Raw genomic sequence first — 18,527 nt, forward strand, 5'->3', positions numbered from 1 at the left:
TCACTCGATGAGCTTCAAAACCTTGTCGAAGACCTTCAGAACCTGCGGCAACTCATGCCCTCGCTTGAGAATGCGGCCATCCGTATTCACCACGCAGTAGGCGCCCTGTTTCGCAGCCAGCTTGGGGTTTTTCTCGATCCTGAAAAGCGGCATTTCACCTGAACGCTTGAAGACGGAAAACACCGCCTTTTCCTTCAGGTGATCGATGGCGTAGTCACGCCATTCGCCCTCTCCCACCATGCGGCCATAGATGCGCAGGATCGCATCCAGTTCGCGGCGGTGAAAGGTGACCGGCAAAGGGTCCTTGTTCTTTTTATATTCGCGGAGATCGATAACGGTGGAATTGTCACGTGAAGCGGTCTGCACCTGCTGCACATCCGGTTGATCGGTCATCCAATACCTCCGATTCCACCCAAATCATCCATGCAGTGTGAGCCTGAGAGGGCGAAATTGCAAGTCTTTGCACCGGCATGGCGCACAGGACGGGGAATTCCGGGAAAGGTTCGACAAGCCTTCGATGCGCAGCGGAACCGGAAGACGGCAGCACAGAATTGCGCCCGCCGATTCCCCGACAAGCGCTGCCAACGGCAAAAGCAGGGGTTAAAAATGGTAACCATTTAGGCAGCCATTTTCACATGGGCTGCCGTATTTCGGTCAAACCATGGCCCGAATTGGGTGGAATAGTCCTATTGTCAATTGATGCCTAGGCACCAAGATGACCCGGTCCGGTGCATTGACCCTTTACCCCCAGCCCCCAATGCCCGGACCGGATCTTCCATCGCCCGACAGGCGATCAGGGGTTTTCATTTCCAAGCAGAATACTTGCGCCGACGATTGCCGCGGGATCGCCGCCGGCATTGGCCGTCTGCAACAGCACGGCGCAGCCGCCCTTTTTCACCTTGGCCACCACGCTCGCCGGAAGCTTCACCGTCATCGGCGAGCCATCCCACATGCCGACTGTCTGCACATCATAGACGCTGTGCCAGTAGGACATTTTTTTCCCCTGGTTTTCGCCCTTCTGCACATCCACGGTCTGTTCGCGCGTGAAATAGGCGACGACGACATCGGCCTTACCGCTGCCGGCGCCAATATCGATCTCCACCTCGTCACCGGCAAATTTCGACGAGACCGGCACGTTCAGTCCCTTGCCCTCGCGCTTGAACGCATCGAGCCTCTCATAGATGCCACGGACATCGGCACCCTTGACGTGGTCGCGGCCGTTCAGAATGGCCTGCGGCGTATAGACCCCGTTGCGGCCGAGCGCGCGCATATAACCATATTGCCGGTCGGTATTTTCCTTCGAGGCGAGCGAATCCGTCCAGCCGAGATAGTTCCAGTAATCGACATGGTAGGAAAGACCGACGACGTCGCCCTTCTGGATCATCTTGCGCAGGGCTTCATCGGCCGGCGGGCAGGATGAGCATCCCTGCGACGTGAACAATTCGACGACGCCCTTCACGGCCTCCTGCGCCTGCGCGGAGGTGACGAGGAACGTGCCGAGAAGACATATCGACAGGGGAAATTTCAGCGGCATTACAAAAACCTTTGTCCGGAAGAGATCCAGACGAATTGATGCGATCAATCCTGCCGGGATGCAAACCGGAAAATAACGTCTATTGCCCTTCAATAGAAAGTCACGAAGGGGTGAGCGACAATCACAAAAAAAGAGACGATGAAATGCAAAGACGCCGGGATTTCTCCCGGCGTCTTCGATTGTTGAAGCTTTATGCGGCCAGATCGCGAAGAACGGTCTGCAAAATGCCGCCGTTGTTCATGTAGATCACTTCATCCAGCGTATCGATGCGGCAAAGAAGCGGAACTTCCTTCACCGAACCGTCGCTATAGGTGATCTTGGCGATCTTCTTTTCACGCGGCCTGATTTCACCTTCGAGCCCGTCGATCTCGACGATTTCATCACCCTTGAGGTCGAGACTCGCCCAGGTCGTGCCTTCCTCGAAGACAAAGGGAACGACGCCCATGCCGACGAGGTTCGAACGGTGGATACGTTCGAAAGACTGCGCAATGACAGCCTTGACGCCGAGCAGGTTGGTGCCCTTCGCCGCCCAGTCGCGGGACGAGCCGTTACCATATTCAACACCGGCGAAGATGACGAGCGGGACGCCTTCCGCCTTGTATTTCATGGCCGCATCATAGATCGACATCTCTTCCTTGGACGGATAGTGGATGGTGTAGCCACCTTCCTTGCCGTTCGGGCCAAGCATGTGGTTGCGGATGCGGATATTGGCGAAGGTGCCGCGCATCATCACTTCATGGTTACCGCGACGCGTGCCGTACTGGTTGAAGTCGGCCACGGCGACGCCATGTTCCGTCAGATAGGCGCCGGCAGGCGAAGCAGCCTTGATCGAACCGGCCGGAGAAATATGGTCGGTGGTGATCTTGTCGCCGAAGAGACCGAGGACGCGCGCGCCCTTGATGTTCTTGAGGCCCGAGCCCTTTTTGCCCATGCCGACGAAATAGGGCGGGTTCTGAACATAGGTCGACTGGTCGTCCCAGGCATAGGTCTGGCCCGGCGGAACCTGAACGGCCTGCCAGTTCGCATCACCCTTGAACACGTCGGCATACTTTGTTTCGTAAAGCTCACGGGTGACGTATTTCAGGATGAATTCCTGGATTTCCTTGGAGGTCGGCCAGATATCCTTGAGGTAGACCGGATTGCCGTTCTGATCGTCGCCGATCGGCTCCTTCGTCAGATCCTTCTGGACCGTGCCGGCAAGAGCATAGGCCACGACGAGCGGCGGCGAGGCCAGATAGTTCGCCTGAACATCCGGCGAAATACGACCCTCGAAGTTGCGGTTGCCCGAGAGAACACCGGCGGTGATCAGGCTCTTGTCGTTGATCGTCTTGGAGATCGCCGGCGGCAGCGGGCCGGAGTTACCGATGCAGGTCGTGCAGCCGAAGCCGACGAGGTTGAAGCCGATCGCGTCGAGATCCTTCTGCAGACCGGACTTGTCGAGATATTCGGCAACGACCTGCGATCCGGGCGCGAGCGATGTCTTCACCCACGGCTTGGACTTCAGACCCTTGGCGACGGCGTTGCGGGCGAGAAGGCCGGCAGCGATGAGAACCGAGGGGTTGGAAGTGTTAGTGCAGGAGGTGATGGCGGCAATCGCCACATCACCGTGACCGAGATCGAAAGCCTCACCTTCGACCGCATAACGGCTCGAAAGCTGGCCGGGCTTCTTATAGTCGTTTTCAAGAGCCGTCGCGAAATTCGGCGCGATGGTTTCGAGCGGCAGGCGGCCTTCAGGACGCTTCGGGCCCGCCATCGACGGCACGACGTCGCCGAGGTCGAGTTCCAGCGTGTCGGTGAAGACGAGGTCGGAACCGTCGCCGGTGCGCCACATGTCCTGAGCCTTCGAATAGGCTTCGACGAGCGCGATGCGATCCTTCGCACGACCGGACATGGTCAGGTAATTGATGGTCTCGCTATCGACCGGGAAGAAGCCGCAGGTCGCGCCATATTCCGGACCCATATTGCCGATGGTGGCGCGGTCGGCCAGAGACATCGAATCGAGGCCGGGGCCGAAGAATTCGACGAATTTGGAGACAACGCCCTTCTTGCGCAGCATCTGCACCACGGTCAGCACGAGGTCGGTCGCAGTCACACCTTCCTTCACCTTGCCGGTCAGCTTGAAGCCGATAACCTCGGGCAGAAGCATGGAGACCGGCTGGCCAAGCATAGCCGCTTCAGCCTCGATACCGCCAACGCCCCAGCCGAGAACGCCGAGACCATTGATCATGGTCGTGTGCGAATCGGTGCCGACGCAGGTATCCGGATAAGCAATCGTCTCGCCATCCTCTTCCTTCGTCCAGACGGTCTGGCCGAGATATTCGAGGTTGACCTGGTGACAGATGCCGGTGCCGGGCGGAACCACACGGAAATTCTCGAACGCCTGCTGGCCCCACTTCAGGAAGCGGTAACGCTCGCCGTTGCGCTCATATTCCAGCTCGACGTTGCGGGCAAAGGCGCTCGGCGTGCCGAATTCGTCGACGATGACCGAGTGGTCGATGACGAGATCGACGGGAACCAGCGGGTTGATCTTTTCCGGATCGCCGCCAAGGGCCTTGATACCGTCACGCATGGCGGCAAGGTCGACAACGGCGGGAACGCCGGTAAAGTCCTGCATCAGAACGCGGGCGGGGCGATAGGCGATTTCGGTTTCGGTCAGGCCCTTGTTGTTCAGCCATTCGGAAACCGCCAGAATGTGTTCCTTGGTGACGGACTGGCCGTCCTCGAAACGCAGCAGGTTTTCCAAGAGAACCTTCATGGAATAGGGCAGCTTGGAAACGCCCTTCAGGCCATTGGCTTCAGCCTTGGGAAGGCTGAAATAGACGTATTCCTTACCGTCAACGGTAAGGACGGAACGACATTGGAAACTGTCGAGTGATTTGGGCATGGATAAAAACCCCGCTTACTCTGATAGCCAACACGTGCGTGCGGACACCTATGCACTCATGCACATCAGGATGCGGGTACGACCATTTCCGCTGTCCGCACGTGAAAATTGCTCCTCGCAATCGTCAAGTCCGGCGCAAGATGATGTTCACGCCGGCCGCTGGCGTGTTGACACCCATATAGATAATTTCTCTAAAACGTGCCAGACCATTCAACGAACCTAATCGATTTTTTTATGATCGAGACGACGAAATCGTAATCGGAACCGCAGCATGGATTTGACGGCGGAAAATCTTGGCGTGCGACGCGGCGAAGATTTCATATTCATGAATATTTCCTTCAAGTTAAGTGACGGTGAGGCTCTTGTGCTGACCGGCCGCAACGGTTCAGGAAAATCCACTCTGCTGCGCACGGTGGCCGGCCTGCTGCGGCCCGAACAGGGACGAATAAAGATAGCCGGCAAAGAAATAGACGCTGACATGCGCCCGTCGGAGGCCTGCCACTATCTTGGCCATCGCAATGCGATGAAAACCGAACTGACCGTTTCGGAGAATCTTCGGTTCTGGAAAGACTTCCTCGGCGATTTTTCCGGTGGTGCGGGCGTGGCGATCGATGAGGCGGCGGAAATCGTCGGCCTCGCCGGCATTACCCACCTGCCCTTCGGTTATCTCTCCGCCGGCCAGCAGCGGCGTTTTGCCATGGCGAAACTTTTGATTGCATGGCGACCGGTGTGGATTCTCGATGAGCCGACGGCGGCGCTCGACAAGGCTGCGGACGGGATGTTTACCGATCTCGTGAAAAACCACCTTGGGAAAGGCGGCATCGTTCTGGCCGCGACCCATCAGCCTTTGGGGCTGGAGAATGCGCGGGAATTGCGGATGACGGGGTTTGCGGGTGTGGAGGCTTGGGCATGAGGGCGATGTGCGCGGGGCATACCCCCCTCTGCCCTGCCGGGCATCTCCCCCTCAAGGGGGGAGACCGATCTGCGGCAAGGTCTCGGCCATCTCTACGCCTGAGAATAAAGCGGCGGAAGAGCCTCTTGCCGATCTCCCCCCCTGAGGGGGAGATGCCCGGCAGGGCAGAGGGGGGTAACGCCGCGAACTCGAGGGCGTCCCAATGACCGCCCTCCTCCTCCGTGACATCAAACTCTCCATCCGCGCCGGCGGCGGCGCGCTGATCGGCGTGCTGTTTTTCATGACAGTGGTTGCCGTCATTCCCTTCGGCGTCGGCCCCGATCTCAACCTGCTCGCCCGCATCGGCCCGGCCATCGTCTGGATTGGCGCGCTGCTCTCCGCCCTTCTCGGCCTCGACCGGCTGTTTCAAGCCGAGCGGGATGACGGCTCCCTCGATTTGATCCTGATGCAGGAAACCCCGCTGGTCCTGACCGTGTTCGTGAAATGCCTGGCGCACTGGGTCACGACCGGTCTGCCGCTGGTGCTTGCCTCCCCTCTGCTTGGCCTCTTCATGAACATGGACGAAGTGGCTATCGGCGCCGTGATGCTTACCCTTCTCGTCGGCTCGCCCGCCATCACCTTCATCGGCGCGGTGGGCGCGGCGGTTGCCGTTGCCCTGCCGCGCGGAGGGCTTCTGGTTTCCATCCTCGTCCTGCCGCTCGCCATCCCCGTGTTGATCTTCGGCGTCAGCGCCTCCTATGCGGCGGTACAGGACCCGGCGCCCTTCATGCCGCCATTTCTCATTTTGAGCGCGATCACGTTATTTTCAGCCGTGACCGGACCTTTCTTCGCCGCTTTGGCGCTGCGCAATGTTATGGATTGATGAAACCACGCCAGACGATCCCCGATTGACAGGGATCAATTGCGGGGCGGCCATTCTCGGGTTACACAAACGGCATGAACGAGCAGACCTTCACCATCACCAAATTCAGTGATCTCGCCAATCCCACCCGGTTTCTGGCGCTGGCGGCGCGCATTCTGCCATGGCTCGCTGCCTTGACGGCGCTGGTGCTGGCCGTCGGTCTTTATCTGTCCTTCACCACCGAAGGCGATTATCAGCAGGGTTATACGGTGCGCATCATGTATGTGCATGTGCCCTCAGCCTGGCTCGCCATGATGTGTTATTCGGTCATGGCGGTCTCCGCTATCGGCACCCTCGTCTGGCGTCACCCGCTGGCGGATGTCAGCCACAAGGCCGCTGCCCCCATCGGCGCGGCCTTCACGCTGATTGCGCTCGTCACCGGCTCGCTCTGGGGCAAGCCCATGTGGGGAACCTGGTGGGTGTGGGATGCGCGGCTGACCTCCGTCTTCGTGCTTTTCCTGATGTATCTGGGACTGATCGCGCTCAACCGCGCCATGGACGATCCGTCGAGAGCCGCCCGCGTCAGCGCCGTGCTGATCCTTGTCGGTTTCGTGAATATTCCCATCATCAAGTTTTCGGTCGAATGGTGGAACACGCTGCACCAGCCGGCAAGCGTCATCCGGATGGGCGGCTCCGCCATCGATGCGGAATTCCTCTGGCCGCTGCTGACCATGGCCGTGGGTTTCACGCTGCTGTTCTTCACCCTACACATCGCCGCGATGCGTAACGAAATCTGGCGTCGGCGCGTGGCCGCGCAGCGGCGTCTCGCCGCCCGCATGGCGAACCGGGAGGGCTAAAGTGATGACGCACGCCTTTTATATCGGCATGTCCTATGCGGCGACCGGCCTTGTCGTTCTCTGTCTCATCGCCTGGGTCGTCGTGGACGGTCAGGCACGCAAACGGGAACTGAAGGAACTCGAAGCATCCGGCGTACACCGCAGGGCGAGAGCCGGTTCCGCAGGTGACGCGCAATGACGCAGGCTGACCGGGACACCAAGGCCAAAACGACAGGCCGTGCACGCTATGCGCTTGCGCTTCTGCCGTTGCTGCTGTTCGGCGGTTTCGCCCTTGTCGCCGGCAAGATGCTTTACGATCAGGATGTGAACGGGCTGGATATCAGCGCCATTCCCTCGGCGCTGATCGGCACCAGGGCGCCGACCCTGTCGCTACCGCCGCTGGAGGGCTCCAACCTGCCGGCACTGACCGATGCCGCCATCAAGGGCAAGCTGACTTTGGTGAACGTCTTCGCCTCCTGGTGCATTCCCTGCCGGCAGGAACATCCGCTGCTTCAGGAATTGGCGAAAGACAGCCGCATCACCGTCGTCGGCATCAATTACAAGGACAAGCAGGATAATGCGCTGCGCTTCCTCGGCGAGCTCGGCAATCCCTTTGCTGCGATAGGCGTCGATCCGAACGGCAAGGCCGCGATAGACTGGGGCGTCTATGGCATTCCCGAGAGTTATCTGGTCGGCGCGGACGGCACGATCCTTTATAAAAAGGTCGGCCCCTTCGATGCCCGCAGCGTCGAGCGCGACCTGCTGCCAGCCATCGCGGCCGCAGCCGGGAAATAACCCGCTCGGTAAGGCATCACCCCTTGGTAACGACCCTCAGCGAAGGGCCTTCAGCCGGCAGACGTATGCCTTCCAGCACCACCTGATCGCGACCGCCGCGTTTTGCGGCATAGAGGCTGTCATCGGCCCGCTTGATGGCGTCATGAATGGAATGATCTCCCCTCGCGACGGCCGAGACACCGAAGCTCGCGGTGATCTGGCTGGTTACACCCCGGTTGCGCCAATCGAGCGACGAAAGACCTGTCCGCATGGCATTGGCAAGCTGGCCGGCTGCGGCGGCTGTCTGGCCGGGCAGGAAGACCACGAATTCCTCACCGCCAAAGCGCGCCACCAGCGCATCCTCGGGCGCATTTCGCCTGAGCAGATCGGAAAGGCCGATGAGAACGATATCTCCGGCCGCATGGCCGTAAACATCGTTGATACGCTTGAAGTGGTCTATGTCGCAGGCGATGACCGCACCCTCAGGGGTATCGTTGCGAAAATCGGGAACTCGGCGGTCGAAGCCGCGCCGGTTCAGTACGTCCGTCAGCGGATCATGCTCTGCCGCATGCAGATGCCGGTCGACGGTGACGGAAATCTGGCTCGCGAGCACGGAGAGCGCCAGCAGGAAACCGAAGATGCTCGCCGCAAGCTGCATGTAGAAAGCATAGTCGGATTCGAAGAATTCGCTGAGTTCGATCATCGAGCCGCTCGGCGTCATCACCAACAGCATGCCGATACGCACCAGCGTCTCCAGCACCACAAGGCAGGCAATTCCCACCATCAGCCTGTCGGCAAGCGCCACTGGCCGCTTCCGCACGATCCAGACCGGGATCGCGAGCAAAAGGGCGCAGACGAGATCGCCGATGACGAGCTCGCGTTTCAGATCCGGCGTGACGAAGACATGGAAAGAGACCAGTAAAACCGCGGCAACCACGATCGACAGCCTGGCCATGATATAAAGCGGCCGCCCGAAATGGACGAGCAGAGCGTGGCCATAGAGGAAGAAGGCGGAGAAGAACAACAGGTTCGAAACAATCGCCTGTATTTCGAAGGGCAGGCCGCCAAGCACCAAAGGCGTCGCAAAACCGAAGGCCGCCGAAAGATATCCTATACCCCAATAGCGGGCAGAAGCGTGGCCGATCCTTTGCAGGAACAGGAACACCACGCCGAATGTCAGCATGATGAAGGGGAGAAGATAGGCGAAGTTGTCTTGCAATGGGTTCTGCCGGAGGGAGAGACGAGCCTTTGCCTGACACTACCGCAATGCCATTAAGAAAACCTGCATATATTGCGCGGCTTCCGTGCCTTTCGGACTGCGGCCCAGGAAAACCCGTTCACATTTGCGGGAGCGCGTTCTGCCATTCCTTGATCGCGTCCACAGGCCAGAGCAGCATCACCACGTTCAGCGTCAGGTTGTCACGGATCAGCCAGCCGGTGAAGATTTCGAAGAAGATGGCGATCGCCACCGTCAGCCACACCGGCACACGGGCGGCGAACAGGAAACCCAGCACCATGAAGACGGTATCCATCGCCGAGTTCAGGATGCTGTCGCCGGCGTAACCCAGCGCCATCGTCGCGGTCCGATAACGATCGATGATAAGAGGCGAGTTTTCAAGAATTTCCCATGCCGCTTCCACGAGAACCGCAAGCGAAAGCCGCATGGAAAGCGGCCTGTTACGGAACAGCAGCCAGGCGAACCAGTAGAACAGGAAGCCGTGAATGATATGCGAGGGCGTATACCAGTCGGCCAGATGCTGGGAATTGCCCGGCGTGTTCACGCCCGGCTCGAACAGCTTCACATAACCGCATTCGCAGATCGGAATGCGGCCCATAAAATAAAGGATGACGATCTGCAGGAGAAGCAGCCCGGCGGCCACGCCGAACCATTTAAGCGAGCGCGAACGGGAAGCCGACATCTCTGCAACTGTCATTTTTCGTCCTTGTTAAGCGGTTCCAGCGAATGGCGCATGACGAGCGGCATTTGCGCCATGGTGAAGATGATGGTGATCGGCATCGTGCCCCACACCTTGAAGGCAACCCAGGTGTCGGTGGTGAACATGCGCCATACCACCTCGTTCAGCACCGCAAGGAAGAGGAAAAATACGCCCCAGCGCAGGGTGAGCTTGCGCCAGCCCTCATCCGTCAGCCGGAAGGCCGAATTGAAGACATAACCGAGCAGCGATTGCCCGAAGAACAGGCCGCCGAGCAGAATGACACCGAACAGCGTGTTGACGATGGTCGGCTTCATCTTGATGAAGGTGTCGTTCTGCAACCAAAGCGTCAGCGCGCCGAATACAAACACCACGATGCCCGATATCAGCGGCATGATCGGCAACTTGCGCGTCAGCACCCATGAGACGGAAAGCGCCAGAGCCGTTGCGATCATGAACAGACCGGTGGCGATGAAGATCGGCCCGCCGAATTCCGTCAGCACGGGGAAGGTGGAGGCCAGCCATTCGCCGCGGGAATTGGCGAAGAAGAACACCATGAGCGGGCCAAGCTCGAGCACGAATTTCAGGAGCGGGCTGATTTCCGCCACCATCTTTTCGCTTTCCTTGGAATTGCTTTCAATATCCATACTCAAACTCCCGCAATGGCCTTGGCGAAATCTTCCGCCTCGAAGGGCTCCAGATCATCAACACCTTCACCCACACCGATGAAATAAACCGGCAGCTTGTGTTTAGCAGCGATGGCAACGAGGATACCGCCCCGCGCCGTGCCATCCAATTTTGTCATAATCAGGCCCGAAACACCCGCGACATTGCGGAATATTTCCACCTGGTTCATGGCGTTCTGGCCGGTTGTCGCATCCAGCGTCTGCAGCACGGTGTGCGGCGCATCCGGATCGAGCTTGCCGAGCACGCGCACGATCTTTTCCAGCTCCGCCATCAGCTCTGTCTTGTTCTGCAGGCGACCGGCCGTATCGATGATGAGAACGTCGCTTTTCTGCGCCCGCGCCTGCTCATAGGCGTCATAAGCAAGCCCGGCCGCATCCGCGCCAAGCTTGGTGCCGATGAATTGCGAACCGGTACGGTCCGCCCAGATCTTGAGCTGCTCGATGGCCGCCGCGCGGAACGTATCGCCCGCCGCCAGCATGACCTTGAGGCCAGAACCGGAAAGCTTGGCGGCAAGCTTGCCGATGGTCGTCGTCTTGCCCGTACCGTTCACACCGACAACGAGAATGACATGCGGCTTGTGTGAAAGATCAAGCTCCAGCGGCTTGGCCACAGGCTTCAGGACCTTGGTGATCTCGCCCGCCATGATGCGCGCCACATCCTCGCCGCTCACATCCTTGCCGTAACGCTCGGAAGACAGGGCGCCGGTGATACGCATGGCGGTCTCGACGCCGAGATCCGACTGGATGAGAAGATCCTCCAGCTCGTCGAGCGTATCCTCATCCAGCTTGCGCTTGGTGAAAAGCGCCGAAATCTGCGTGGTCAGCTGCGACGACGTGCGGGCAAGCCCGGCCCGCAGGCGCTGAAACCATGTCAGTTTTACCTGCGGTGCGGCAGGGGCAGGCTCCTGCCGCTCACTGGCGGACGAAAAACCCTTTGGTAGAGCTGGCGGTGTAGCGGAGGGCTCGGCGGCAGTCGCGGCTTCGGCCTCATCAAGCAGCGCATCCATCGCATCCGCATCAAGCACGACATCCGCTGCTTCTGGGGCAGATTCGACCTGCTCTTCGGCGGCGGCTTCCGCCTGTAGCAACGACAGCGGCACTACACCCATATCGCCGGAAAGCTCGGCACCGGGCAGAAGCGGTGCGTCCTCTTCCTCGTCATCGTCGGAAAGGAGCGTTTCTGTCGCCTCGTCCGGGGCTGGTCCGCCGGCCGTCTCCATCTCCAATTCGGAAACCGGGTCCTTATCGACAGGGCCATGCGCTTCGGCATCGCTCAGCGCCGCTTCGAAGGAAGCGTTTTCATTGCCGCGCTCGGGCGCGGCGTCCTCTTGCGGCCGGTCGTCCGTTTCGGCCTTGTCCTTGCCGAACGAAAAGACTTTTTTGATGAAGCCGAGGGCCATGGTCGTTCCCGTGTCTTTTCTCTTTGGTCGCCTCAGGCCGCATCCGCCGCCAGAAGCTTCATGTTCAGATGTTTGCCGTTGTGGCCGGTAATCGCAACCTGCGCAAGAGTGCGCGGAGCAAGATGCAGCGCCTCCACCAGCGTGAAATTGTCGGTATGGGCAAAACCGTTGTTTTCAACGAGGATCGTCTGCACCGACCCCACCATATTTTGCAGATGCGCCAGCTTCAGCGCCTCGCCGCGCTCCCGAAGCCTCGCCGCCCGCTCCTTCACCAAAGCCCGGTCAAGCTGCGGCATGCGTGCCGCCGGCGTACCGGCACGCGGGCTGTAGGGAAAGACATGCAGGCTGGAAATGCCGCATTCTTCCGCAAGCGTCGCGGCGTTTTCGAGCATCTCTTCCGTCTCGGTCGGGAAACCGGCAATCATATCCGCACCGAAGGCGATATCGGGCCTCAGTGATCGCACCTCGTTGCAGAAGCGAATGGCATCAGCCCGCAAATGGCGGCGTTTCATGCGTTTCAGGATCATGTCGTCGCCATGCTGGAGGGACAGGTGCAGATGCGGCATGAAACGCGGCTCATCGGCAATCAGATCCATCAGATGGCGGTCGGCCTCGATGCTGTCGATCGAAGACAGCCGCAGGCGCAGAATATCCGGCACCTGCTTCAGCAATGTCTTGGCGAGGTAGCCAAGGGAAGGCTCGCCCGGGAGGTCCGCGCCATAGCTCGTCGCGTCCACCCCCGTCAGAACGATCTCGCAATAGCCGCTTTCCGTCAGCCTGCGCGCCTGATCCACCACGGCACCCATCGGCACGGAGCGGGAATTGCCGCGCCCATAAGGAATGATGCAGAAGGTGCAGCGATGATCGCAGCCGTTCTGCACCTGAATGAAGGCGCGCACATGCCCGTCTATGTGCTTCACCATCTGCGGCGCGGTCGCCTTGATGCTCATGATGTCGTTGACGCGCAACTTTTCTTCCGCCGAAACGCCGAAATCGGGCAGCGCGCGATAGGAGGCGCTTTTCAGCTTCTCCTCATTGCCCAGCACGGCATCCACTTCCGGCATTTCGGCAAAGGTCTGTTTTTCCGTCTGCGCGGCACAGCCGGTGACGATGATACGGGCATGCGGATTGTCCCGCCGCGCCCGACGGATGGCCTGGCGCGCCTGACGTACGGCCTCGCCCGTCACCGCGCAGGTATTGACCAGCACGGCATTGTTGAGCCCGGCCTTTTCAGCCTCCGTCCGCATCACTTCCGATTCATAGGTGTTGAGACGGCAGCCGAAGGTTATGACCTCGACGCCGCTCATACGGCCCCCTGCTGCTCGGCCGCAACATCCCGCGACCATGCGCCGGTGACGGGATCGACGGAACCCGACCATTCCCATTCGGCAGGGCCGGTCATGATGACGTGGTTGTCCTCGCGCCAGTCGATGGTCAGCGGCACACGGATGGGGCTGGAGGCGACATCGATGGCAACCTTCCTGCCGGTGCGGCCCGTGCGCGCTGCAGAAACCGCTGAAGCGCAGGCGGCCGAACCGCAGGCGAGCGTCAGCCCCGCGCCGCGTTCCCAGGTGCGGGTGCGCAGCGCGCTGTCGGAAATCACCTGCGCCAGCGTGATATTGGCCTTTTCCGGGAACATGGGGTGATTTTCGAGCAGCGGCCCAAAACGTTCGAGATCGAACTCCATCGGATCGCGATCCACCCAGAAAATCGCATGCGGATTGCCCATGGACATGGCGGCCGGCGAATGCAGGATCGGTGCGTCGATCGGCCCGATCTGCAATTCGATGCGGCTCGTATCGTGGAACTCTTCCGAAAGCGGAATGTCGCTCCAGCGGAAATGCGGCAAACCCATATCGACCGATATCATGCCGTCTTCATGCTCGACGGCATTCAGGATGCCTGCCACCGTCTGGAAGGTGAAGCTGGTCTTGCCGGTTTCGGAAGACAGAGCCTGCACCACACAGCGCGTGCCGTTGCCGCAGGCCTGCGCCTTCGTGCCATCGCAATTGAGGATGTCGATAAATGCATCCGTGCCACTGACACGCGGATCGTGGATGGCCATGATCTGGTCGAACTGTGTGGCAGGATCGGCGTTCAGCGCAATCGCCGCCGCTGGCGTGACCATATCCTTACGGCCGCGCATGTCGATAACGAGGATCTTGTTGCCAAGCCCGTTCATCTTTGCAAATTCGACCGTATCCGCCATCGCCCTAAACCTGAAAACTGTCTGAAAATCGGATTGCATAGGGTATTTCCCCGCGCTTTCGCCCTATATGGCGGAAAGGCCGGCAAATTACCAGACTGTTACGGCGCAAACGGGGCAGCGATCAGGCGGAAGGAGCGTCAAAAACCTCGCCGGGGCGCATGGGCTGAAAACGGCTCTCATCCACCCCCTGCTCTTTCAGTGCCGCCTTGAGCGCCACGAGCGGGGCGTCCACCGCCTCATCGGTCAGCTGCACGGTGCCCCAATGGTGCCCGCAGACATGCGCCGCACCGCAAAGCTTCATGCCTTCCACGGCTTCGGCCGGGTTCTGGTGCTGGCCTTTCATGAACCAGCGCGGTTCATAAGCACCGAAGGGCAGGTTGGCGAGGCGGAAATCGCCGTGCTTCTTGCGCGCGGCGTGGTAGTTGAGGCCCTCGTGGAAGCCAGTGTCGCCGATATGGTAGATTTTGCCGCCGGGCGTTTCGATGACGAAGGCTGCCCATAGCGCCATGCGCCGGTCGTTCAGGCCGCGGGCCGACCAGTGATGGCACGGCTCGAAGTGGATTTTAACCGGCCCCGTCTCCACCACATCGCCCCAGTCGCCCACCTTGATGCGGGCTGCCTCGACCCCGGTACGGATGATGGCGTCATTGCCGAGCGGCGTGATGAAAAGCGGCTTGTGCGCCACATGCAGGCGCTTCAGCGTCTCCATATCCAGATGGTCGTAGTGATTATGCGTCACGAGTACCAGATCGATGGGCGGCAGGTCCTCGAAACGGATGCCGGGCGGATTGACCCGCTTGGGACCGGCGAAGCTGAACGGGCTGGTGCGCTGCGACCACACCGGATCGATGAGAATATTCAGCCCCGCCGTCTGGATGAGGAAGGAGGCATGGCCGACGAAAGTGACGCGCATGTCCCTGCCTTCGATCCGGGCTTCCGGTTTTGCGAAGGGAAAGGGGCTCGGATAGCTTTCCGGCCATGTGGCGCGCTCGCCATTGAGGCGCCATTTCATAAGGCCCATGAAATTGCCGGGCGGCGAACCGCCGGGATTGAAGAAGCGCACCCCGTCGAAATGATCGGAGATCGGGCCGCTATAATAGGCGCTCGCGTTCGAACGGCGGGCATAGAGGCCCCCACCCGCCAGAGCGAGCAGACCAAGAGCGGAAAAACGAAAGAAGTTTCGACGTTTCATGACAAAGGTATAGGGAGCGAAAGGGGCCCGTTCAAGCGCCGCCAATGGCAGCCTGCGGCCAATCACGCAAAGATGAAATACGGGCCTTTTCGGCCACAAACCCGCGCCGCCTTGACTTTTCCCGCACTTTCCTGTTTATCCCGCCCATCAGCTGGCAGTTTCACGACTCCAAGCCGCCGACCGGGACCCGCAAAGGTATAAAGAGATCCCGGAGGTCAACACCCGACAGCGCGATGCGCCCTCGGGTGCTTTTTGGCTTTGCGTCTTGTTTTTGCCAGCGAAAGCACCGACGTTTCGGAGACCCCGGAACGAAGAAGGAAGAAACGATGTTTGAAAACCTCCAGGACCGCCTTGGTTCCATTCTGAATGGACTGACCGGCCGTGGCGCGCTGACGGAAGCCGATGTTGCTGCCGCGCTGCGCGAGGTTCGCCGTGCGCTTTTGGAAGCGGACGTTGCACTGGAAGTCGTGCGTTCCTTCACCGACAGGGTGCGTGAAAAGGCTGTCGGCGCAGCCGTCCTGAAGTCCATCAAGCCCGGCCAGATGGTCGTCAAGATCGTACATGACGAGCTTGTCGAGATGCTCGGCACCGAAGGCGTCTCCATCGATCTCAACGCCCCTGCCCCCGTCGTCATCATGATGGTGGGTCTGCAGGGTTCGGGCAAGACGACGACCACCGGCAAGATCGCCAAGCGCCTGACCGACCGCGATAAGAAGAAGGTGCTGATGGCATCTCTCGACACGCGCCGTCCCGCCGCGCAGGAACAGCTTCGCCAGCTCGGTGTCCAGACAAGCATCGACACGCTGCCGATCATCGCCGGCCAGTCGCCGACCGATATCGCCGCGCGTGCCGTACAGGCAGCAAAACTCGGCGGCCATGACGTCGTCATTCTCGATACCGCCGGCCGTACCCATATCGACGAACCCTTGATGCTGGAAATGGCCGACATCAAGAAGAAGTCCAACCCGCATGAAATCCTGCTGGTCGCGGATTCGCTGACCGGTCAGGACGCCGTTAATCTCGCGCGCAACTTCGATGAGCGCGTCGGCATCACCGGCCTCGTGCTGACCCGTATGGACGGCGACGGACGCGGTGGTGCGGCCCTCTCCATGCGCGCCGTCACCGGCAAGCCGATCAAGCTGATCGGTATCGGCGAGCGCATGAACGAACTCGACGAGTTCCATCCGCGCCGTATCGCCGACCGTATTCTCGGCATGGGCGACATCGTCTCGCTGGTCGAAAAGGCCGCCGAAAACATCGATGCGGAAAAAGCCCGCGCCATGGCCGAGAAAATGGCCAAGGGCAAGTTCGACCTCAACGATCTCTCCGACCAGCTTGCCCAGATGAAGAAGATGGGCGGCATGGGCGGCATCATGGGGCTGATGCCCGGCATGGCCGGCATGAAGGACAAGATGGCTTCGGCCGGTCTGAACGACAAGATGTTCGACCGCCAGATCGCCATTATCTCTTCCATGACCAAGGCCGAGCGCGCCAACCCGGACATTCTGAAACACAGCCGCAAGAAGCGCATCGCCGCCGGTTCCGGCACCGATGCCGCTGAAATCAACAAGCTTCTGAAGATGCATCGCGGCATGGCCGACATGATGAAGGCCATGGGCGGCAAGGGCAAAGGCGGCATCATGAAGCAGATGATGGGCGGCCTTGCCGGCAAGATGGGCCTCGGTGGCCTTGGCGGCGGCATGCCTGATCTGTCGAACATCGATCCGAAGCAGCTTGAAGCGCTCCAGAAACAGGCGGAAGCCGCCGGTCTCGGCAAGCCGGGCGCCATGCCCGGTCTTGGCGGTCTGCCGGGCGGATTGCCGGGTCTGGGTGGCGCCAAGCTGCCCGGTCTTGGCGGCATGCCGGGCCTGCCCGGCTTTCCGAAAAAGAAGTGAGGGGGACACCAGTGAACAATGCAGAGGTGAAAGCCCAGCTTTCCGAATACCGCCAGTCGATCGACAATATCGATGCCGCACTGGTTCACATTCTTGCCGAACGTTTCCGCTGTACCAAGGCGGTGGGCGTGCTGAAGGCAAAGTACAATTTGCCGCCGGCCGACCCGGCGCGCGAGGAATACCAGATCGAACGCCTCCGCCGCCTGGCGAAGGATGCCAATCTGGACCCGGATTTCGCCGAGAAGTTCCTGAACTTCATCATCAAGGAAGTCATCCGGCATCATGAAGCAATCGCCGCCGAACATGGCGGCACTGAAAAGACCGCCTGAACGGCGGACAAGCCATCCTAAGGAGTAAATAACATGGCACTGAAAATTCGTCTCGCACGCGGTGGTTCCAAGAAGCGCCCGTACTACCAGATCGTCGTTGCTGACGCCCGTTCGCCCCGCGACGGCCGTTTCCTCGAGAAGGTCGGTTCCTGGAACCCGATGCTCGGCAAGGACAACCCGCAGCGCGTTGAGCTGAAGGCTGACCTCATCAAGGAATGGATCGCCAAGGGCGCACAGCCGACCGACCGCGTTCTGCGCTTCCTCGCAGAAGCCGGCCTTGCCGAGCGCGCCGCTCGCAGCAACCCGGAAAAGGCAAAGCCGGGCAAGCGCGCTCTCGAGCGTATCGCTGAAAAGAAGCAGAAGGCTGAAGATGCAGCCGCTGCTGCTGCGGAAGCCTCTGCTGCAGAATAATCTGCACGGAAACTTTTGAAGAACGGGTGGTGTGGTTTTCCATGCCGCCCGTTTTTTGTTTATTTTGGCGTCAACAAACCTTAAAGCTGACGCAACCAACACCAGAAGACGGACGGCCCGATGGCAAAGCTGGAAAACCCGGTACTCATGGCAAAAATCGGCGGCGCACAGGGCCTGCGCGGCGAAGTCCGTGTCAGCACCTATACGGCCGATCCGATGGCGCTCGGCGATTATGGCAATCTGGTTACCGCCGATGGCCGCATCTTCGAAATTCTGGAAGTCCGCGAGGGCAAGAATGTCGTCGTTGTCCGTTTCAGAGGTATCAACGACCGCAATGCGGCGGAGAGCCTGAACGGTCTGGAACTGTTCATCGAGCGCGACAATCTGCCTGACGACGAGCTTGACGATGACGAGTTTTATTATGCCGACCTCGAAGGGCTGGAAGCCGTCGATGCCGATGGCAAAAGTTATGGCGCCGTCAGCGCCGTCTATGATTTCGGCGCTGGTGACCTGCTGGAACTGAAAGGTGCAGGCCGTCGCCCTGCCCTCATTCCCTTTTCGGAAGCGGCCGTGCTGGAAATCGACCTCGAAGCTGGTCGCATTCTCATCGATCCGATGGCCGCCGGACTGATCGACAATCCCGACGACAAGGACGAAACCGGCGTATCGCCTTTCGGCAAGAAATAAAC

The 18,527-nt window shown here is 60.0% G+C and carries 19 protein-coding genes; 9 read left to right on the top strand and 10 right to left on the bottom strand.

The window, feature by feature from the left end; all coding sequences use genetic code 11:
* From ACQZ5N_RS08065 to acnA, 3 genes are all read right to left on the bottom strand, one after another.
* Positions 1–393: a DUF2794 domain-containing protein gene (locus ACQZ5N_RS08065; RefSeq protein WP_003523170.1), complete on the bottom strand. Its 393-nt coding sequence runs from the start codon at positions 391–393 to the stop codon at positions 1–3.
* Between the two features lie 400 nt (positions 394–793).
* Positions 794–1,534: a DUF1223 domain-containing protein gene (locus tag ACQZ5N_RS08070; RefSeq protein ID WP_269828502.1), complete on the bottom strand. Its 741-nt coding sequence runs from the start codon at positions 1,532–1,534 to the stop codon at positions 794–796.
* A 190-nt stretch (positions 1,535–1,724) separates the two neighbouring features.
* On the bottom strand, positions 1,725–4,418 hold the full coding sequence (gene acnA, locus ACQZ5N_RS08075) for an aconitate hydratase AcnA (RefSeq protein WP_448732619.1): 2,694 nt from the start codon (positions 4,416–4,418) through the stop codon (positions 1,725–1,727).
* Between the two features lie 271 nt (positions 4,419–4,689).
* Here acnA and ccmA point away from each other — a divergent pair, with 271 nt between their 5' ends.
* The 5 genes from ccmA (at position 4,690) to ACQZ5N_RS08100 (ending at position 7,803) form a co-directional block, all read left to right on the top strand.
* On the top strand, positions 4,690–5,331 hold the full coding sequence (ccmA, locus tag ACQZ5N_RS08080; protein ID WP_035263230.1) for a heme ABC exporter ATP-binding protein CcmA: 642 nt from the start codon (positions 4,690–4,692) through the stop codon (positions 5,329–5,331).
* Between the two features lie 202 nt (positions 5,332–5,533).
* On the top strand, positions 5,534–6,193 hold the full coding sequence (gene ccmB / locus ACQZ5N_RS08085) for a heme exporter protein CcmB (RefSeq protein WP_196378314.1): 660 nt from the start codon (positions 5,534–5,536) through the stop codon (positions 6,191–6,193).
* A 74-nt stretch (positions 6,194–6,267) separates the two neighbouring features.
* Complete coding sequence (locus ACQZ5N_RS08090) at positions 6,268–7,029, top strand: heme ABC transporter permease (RefSeq protein WP_059759868.1); 762 nt, start codon at positions 6,268–6,270, stop codon at positions 7,027–7,029.
* 4 nt (positions 7,030–7,033) lie between these two features.
* Positions 7,034–7,207 carry a heme exporter protein CcmD gene (gene ccmD, locus ACQZ5N_RS08095; RefSeq protein ID WP_448732620.1) on the top strand — a complete coding sequence of 58 codons (174 nt, stop codon included), beginning with the start codon at positions 7,034–7,036 and terminating at the stop codon, positions 7,205–7,207.
* Complete coding sequence (locus tag ACQZ5N_RS08100; RefSeq protein WP_121490288.1) at positions 7,204–7,803, top strand: DsbE family thiol:disulfide interchange protein; 600 nt, start codon at positions 7,204–7,206, stop codon at positions 7,801–7,803. Before ccmD ends, ACQZ5N_RS08100 begins: the two co-directional genes overlap by 4 nt.
* Before the next feature lie 16 nt (positions 7,804–7,819).
* On the opposite strand, the gene ACQZ5N_RS08105 is transcribed toward ACQZ5N_RS08100, so the two are convergent.
* The 7 genes from ACQZ5N_RS08105 to ACQZ5N_RS08135 form a co-directional block, all read right to left on the bottom strand.
* Positions 7,820–9,001, bottom strand: coding sequence for a GGDEF domain-containing protein (locus ACQZ5N_RS08105; protein ID WP_448732621.1), 1,182 nt, complete (start codon positions 8,999–9,001; stop codon positions 7,820–7,822).
* Between the two features lie 118 nt (positions 9,002–9,119).
* Positions 9,120–9,716, bottom strand: coding sequence for a DUF2585 domain-containing protein (locus ACQZ5N_RS08110; protein ID WP_448732622.1), 597 nt, complete (start codon positions 9,714–9,716; stop codon positions 9,120–9,122).
* Positions 9,713–10,363 carry a septation protein A gene (locus ACQZ5N_RS08115; RefSeq protein WP_003520517.1) on the bottom strand — a complete coding sequence of 217 codons (651 nt, stop codon included), beginning with the start codon at positions 10,361–10,363 and terminating at the stop codon, positions 9,713–9,715. Before ACQZ5N_RS08115 ends, ACQZ5N_RS08110 begins: the two co-directional genes overlap by 4 nt.
* Positions 10,364–10,365: 2 nt before the next feature.
* On the bottom strand, positions 10,366–11,802 hold the full coding sequence (gene ftsY, locus ACQZ5N_RS08120) for a signal recognition particle-docking protein FtsY (protein WP_448732623.1): 1,437 nt from the start codon (positions 11,800–11,802) through the stop codon (positions 10,366–10,368).
* 32 nt (positions 11,803–11,834) lie between these two features.
* Positions 11,835–13,109 (bottom strand): tRNA (N(6)-L-threonylcarbamoyladenosine(37)-C(2))-methylthiotransferase MtaB, encoded by a 1,275-nt coding sequence (mtaB, locus tag ACQZ5N_RS08125; RefSeq protein WP_448732624.1) that lies wholly within the window; start codon positions 13,107–13,109, stop codon positions 11,835–11,837.
* Positions 13,106–14,011 carry a diaminopimelate epimerase gene (gene dapF / locus ACQZ5N_RS08130; RefSeq protein ID WP_448732625.1) on the bottom strand — a complete coding sequence of 302 codons (906 nt, stop codon included), beginning with the start codon at positions 14,009–14,011 and terminating at the stop codon, positions 13,106–13,108. Before dapF ends, mtaB begins: the two co-directional genes overlap by 4 nt.
* 121 nt (positions 14,012–14,132) lie before the next feature.
* Positions 14,133–15,203 (bottom strand): MBL fold metallo-hydrolase, encoded by a 1,071-nt coding sequence (locus ACQZ5N_RS08135; RefSeq protein ID WP_269831274.1) that lies wholly within the window; start codon positions 15,201–15,203, stop codon positions 14,133–14,135.
* Positions 15,204–15,529: 326 nt separating this feature from the next.
* On the opposite strand from ACQZ5N_RS08135, the gene ffh reads away from it, so the two are divergent.
* The 4 genes from ffh (at position 15,530) to rimM (ending at position 18,525) form a co-directional block, all read left to right on the top strand.
* Positions 15,530–17,098, top strand: a complete 1,569-nt coding sequence (gene ffh / locus ACQZ5N_RS08140) for a signal recognition particle protein (protein ID WP_003520512.1) — start codon at positions 15,530–15,532, stop codon at positions 17,096–17,098.
* An 11-nt stretch (positions 17,099–17,109) separates the two neighbouring features.
* Complete coding sequence (locus ACQZ5N_RS08145) at positions 17,110–17,427, top strand: chorismate mutase (RefSeq protein WP_003492497.1); 318 nt, start codon at positions 17,110–17,112, stop codon at positions 17,425–17,427.
* A 33-nt stretch (positions 17,428–17,460) separates the two neighbouring features.
* Positions 17,461–17,838 (top strand): 30S ribosomal protein S16, encoded by a 378-nt coding sequence (rpsP, locus tag ACQZ5N_RS08150; RefSeq protein WP_003520510.1) that lies wholly within the window; start codon positions 17,461–17,463, stop codon positions 17,836–17,838.
* 120 nt (positions 17,839–17,958) lie between these two features.
* The gene (gene rimM, locus ACQZ5N_RS08155) at positions 17,959–18,525 is read left to right on the top strand and encodes a ribosome maturation factor RimM (protein ID WP_448732626.1); all 567 of its coding nucleotides are present in this window, start codon (positions 17,959–17,961) and stop codon (positions 18,523–18,525) included.
* Positions 18,526–18,527: the final 2 nt, after the last annotated feature.

Source organism: Agrobacterium sp. 22-221-1 (assembly GCF_053522445.1).

Excerpts from the sequence above, each read along its gene's own strand:
- dapF (WP_448732625.1), bottom strand. The coding sequence starts at position 14,011 with ATGGCGGATACGGTCGAATTTGCAAAGATGAACGGGCTTGGCAACAAG.
- ccmD (WP_448732620.1), top strand. The coding sequence starts at position 7,034 with ATGACGCACGCCTTTTATATCGGCATGTCCTATGCGGCGACCGGCCTT.
- ACQZ5N_RS08110 (WP_448732622.1), bottom strand. The coding sequence starts at position 9,716 with ATGACAGTTGCAGAGATGTCGGCTTCCCGTTCGCGCTCGCTTAAATGG.
- rimM (WP_448732626.1), top strand. The coding sequence starts at position 17,959 with ATGGCAAAGCTGGAAAACCCGGTACTCATGGCAAAAATCGGCGGCGCA.
- ccmA (WP_035263230.1), top strand. The coding sequence starts at position 4,690 with ATGGATTTGACGGCGGAAAATCTTGGCGTGCGACGCGGCGAAGATTTC.
- acnA (WP_448732619.1), bottom strand. The coding sequence starts at position 4,418 with ATGCCCAAATCACTCGACAGTTTCCAATGTCGTTCCGTCCTTACCGTT.
- ccmB (WP_196378314.1), top strand. The coding sequence starts at position 5,534 with ATGACCGCCCTCCTCCTCCGTGACATCAAACTCTCCATCCGCGCCGGC.
- ACQZ5N_RS08065 (WP_003523170.1), bottom strand. The coding sequence starts at position 393 with ATGACCGATCAACCGGATGTGCAGCAGGTGCAGACCGCTTCACGTGAC.
- ACQZ5N_RS08070 (WP_269828502.1), bottom strand. The coding sequence starts at position 1,534 with ATGCCGCTGAAATTTCCCCTGTCGATATGTCTTCTCGGCACGTTCCTC.
- rpsP (WP_003520510.1), top strand. The coding sequence starts at position 17,461 with ATGGCACTGAAAATTCGTCTCGCACGCGGTGGTTCCAAGAAGCGCCCG.
- ftsY (WP_448732623.1), bottom strand. The coding sequence starts at position 11,802 with ATGGCCCTCGGCTTCATCAAAAAAGTCTTTTCGTTCGGCAAGGACAAG.
- ACQZ5N_RS08115 (WP_003520517.1), bottom strand. The coding sequence starts at position 10,363 with ATGGATATTGAAAGCAATTCCAAGGAAAGCGAAAAGATGGTGGCGGAA.
- mtaB (WP_448732624.1), bottom strand. The coding sequence starts at position 13,109 with ATGAGCGGCGTCGAGGTCATAACCTTCGGCTGCCGTCTCAACACCTAT.
- ACQZ5N_RS08100 (WP_121490288.1), top strand. The coding sequence starts at position 7,204 with ATGACGCAGGCTGACCGGGACACCAAGGCCAAAACGACAGGCCGTGCA.
- ACQZ5N_RS08135 (WP_269831274.1), bottom strand. The coding sequence starts at position 15,203 with ATGAAACGTCGAAACTTCTTTCGTTTTTCCGCTCTTGGTCTGCTCGCT.
- ACQZ5N_RS08090 (WP_059759868.1), top strand. The coding sequence starts at position 6,268 with ATGAACGAGCAGACCTTCACCATCACCAAATTCAGTGATCTCGCCAAT.
- ffh (WP_003520512.1), top strand. The coding sequence starts at position 15,530 with ATGTTTGAAAACCTCCAGGACCGCCTTGGTTCCATTCTGAATGGACTG.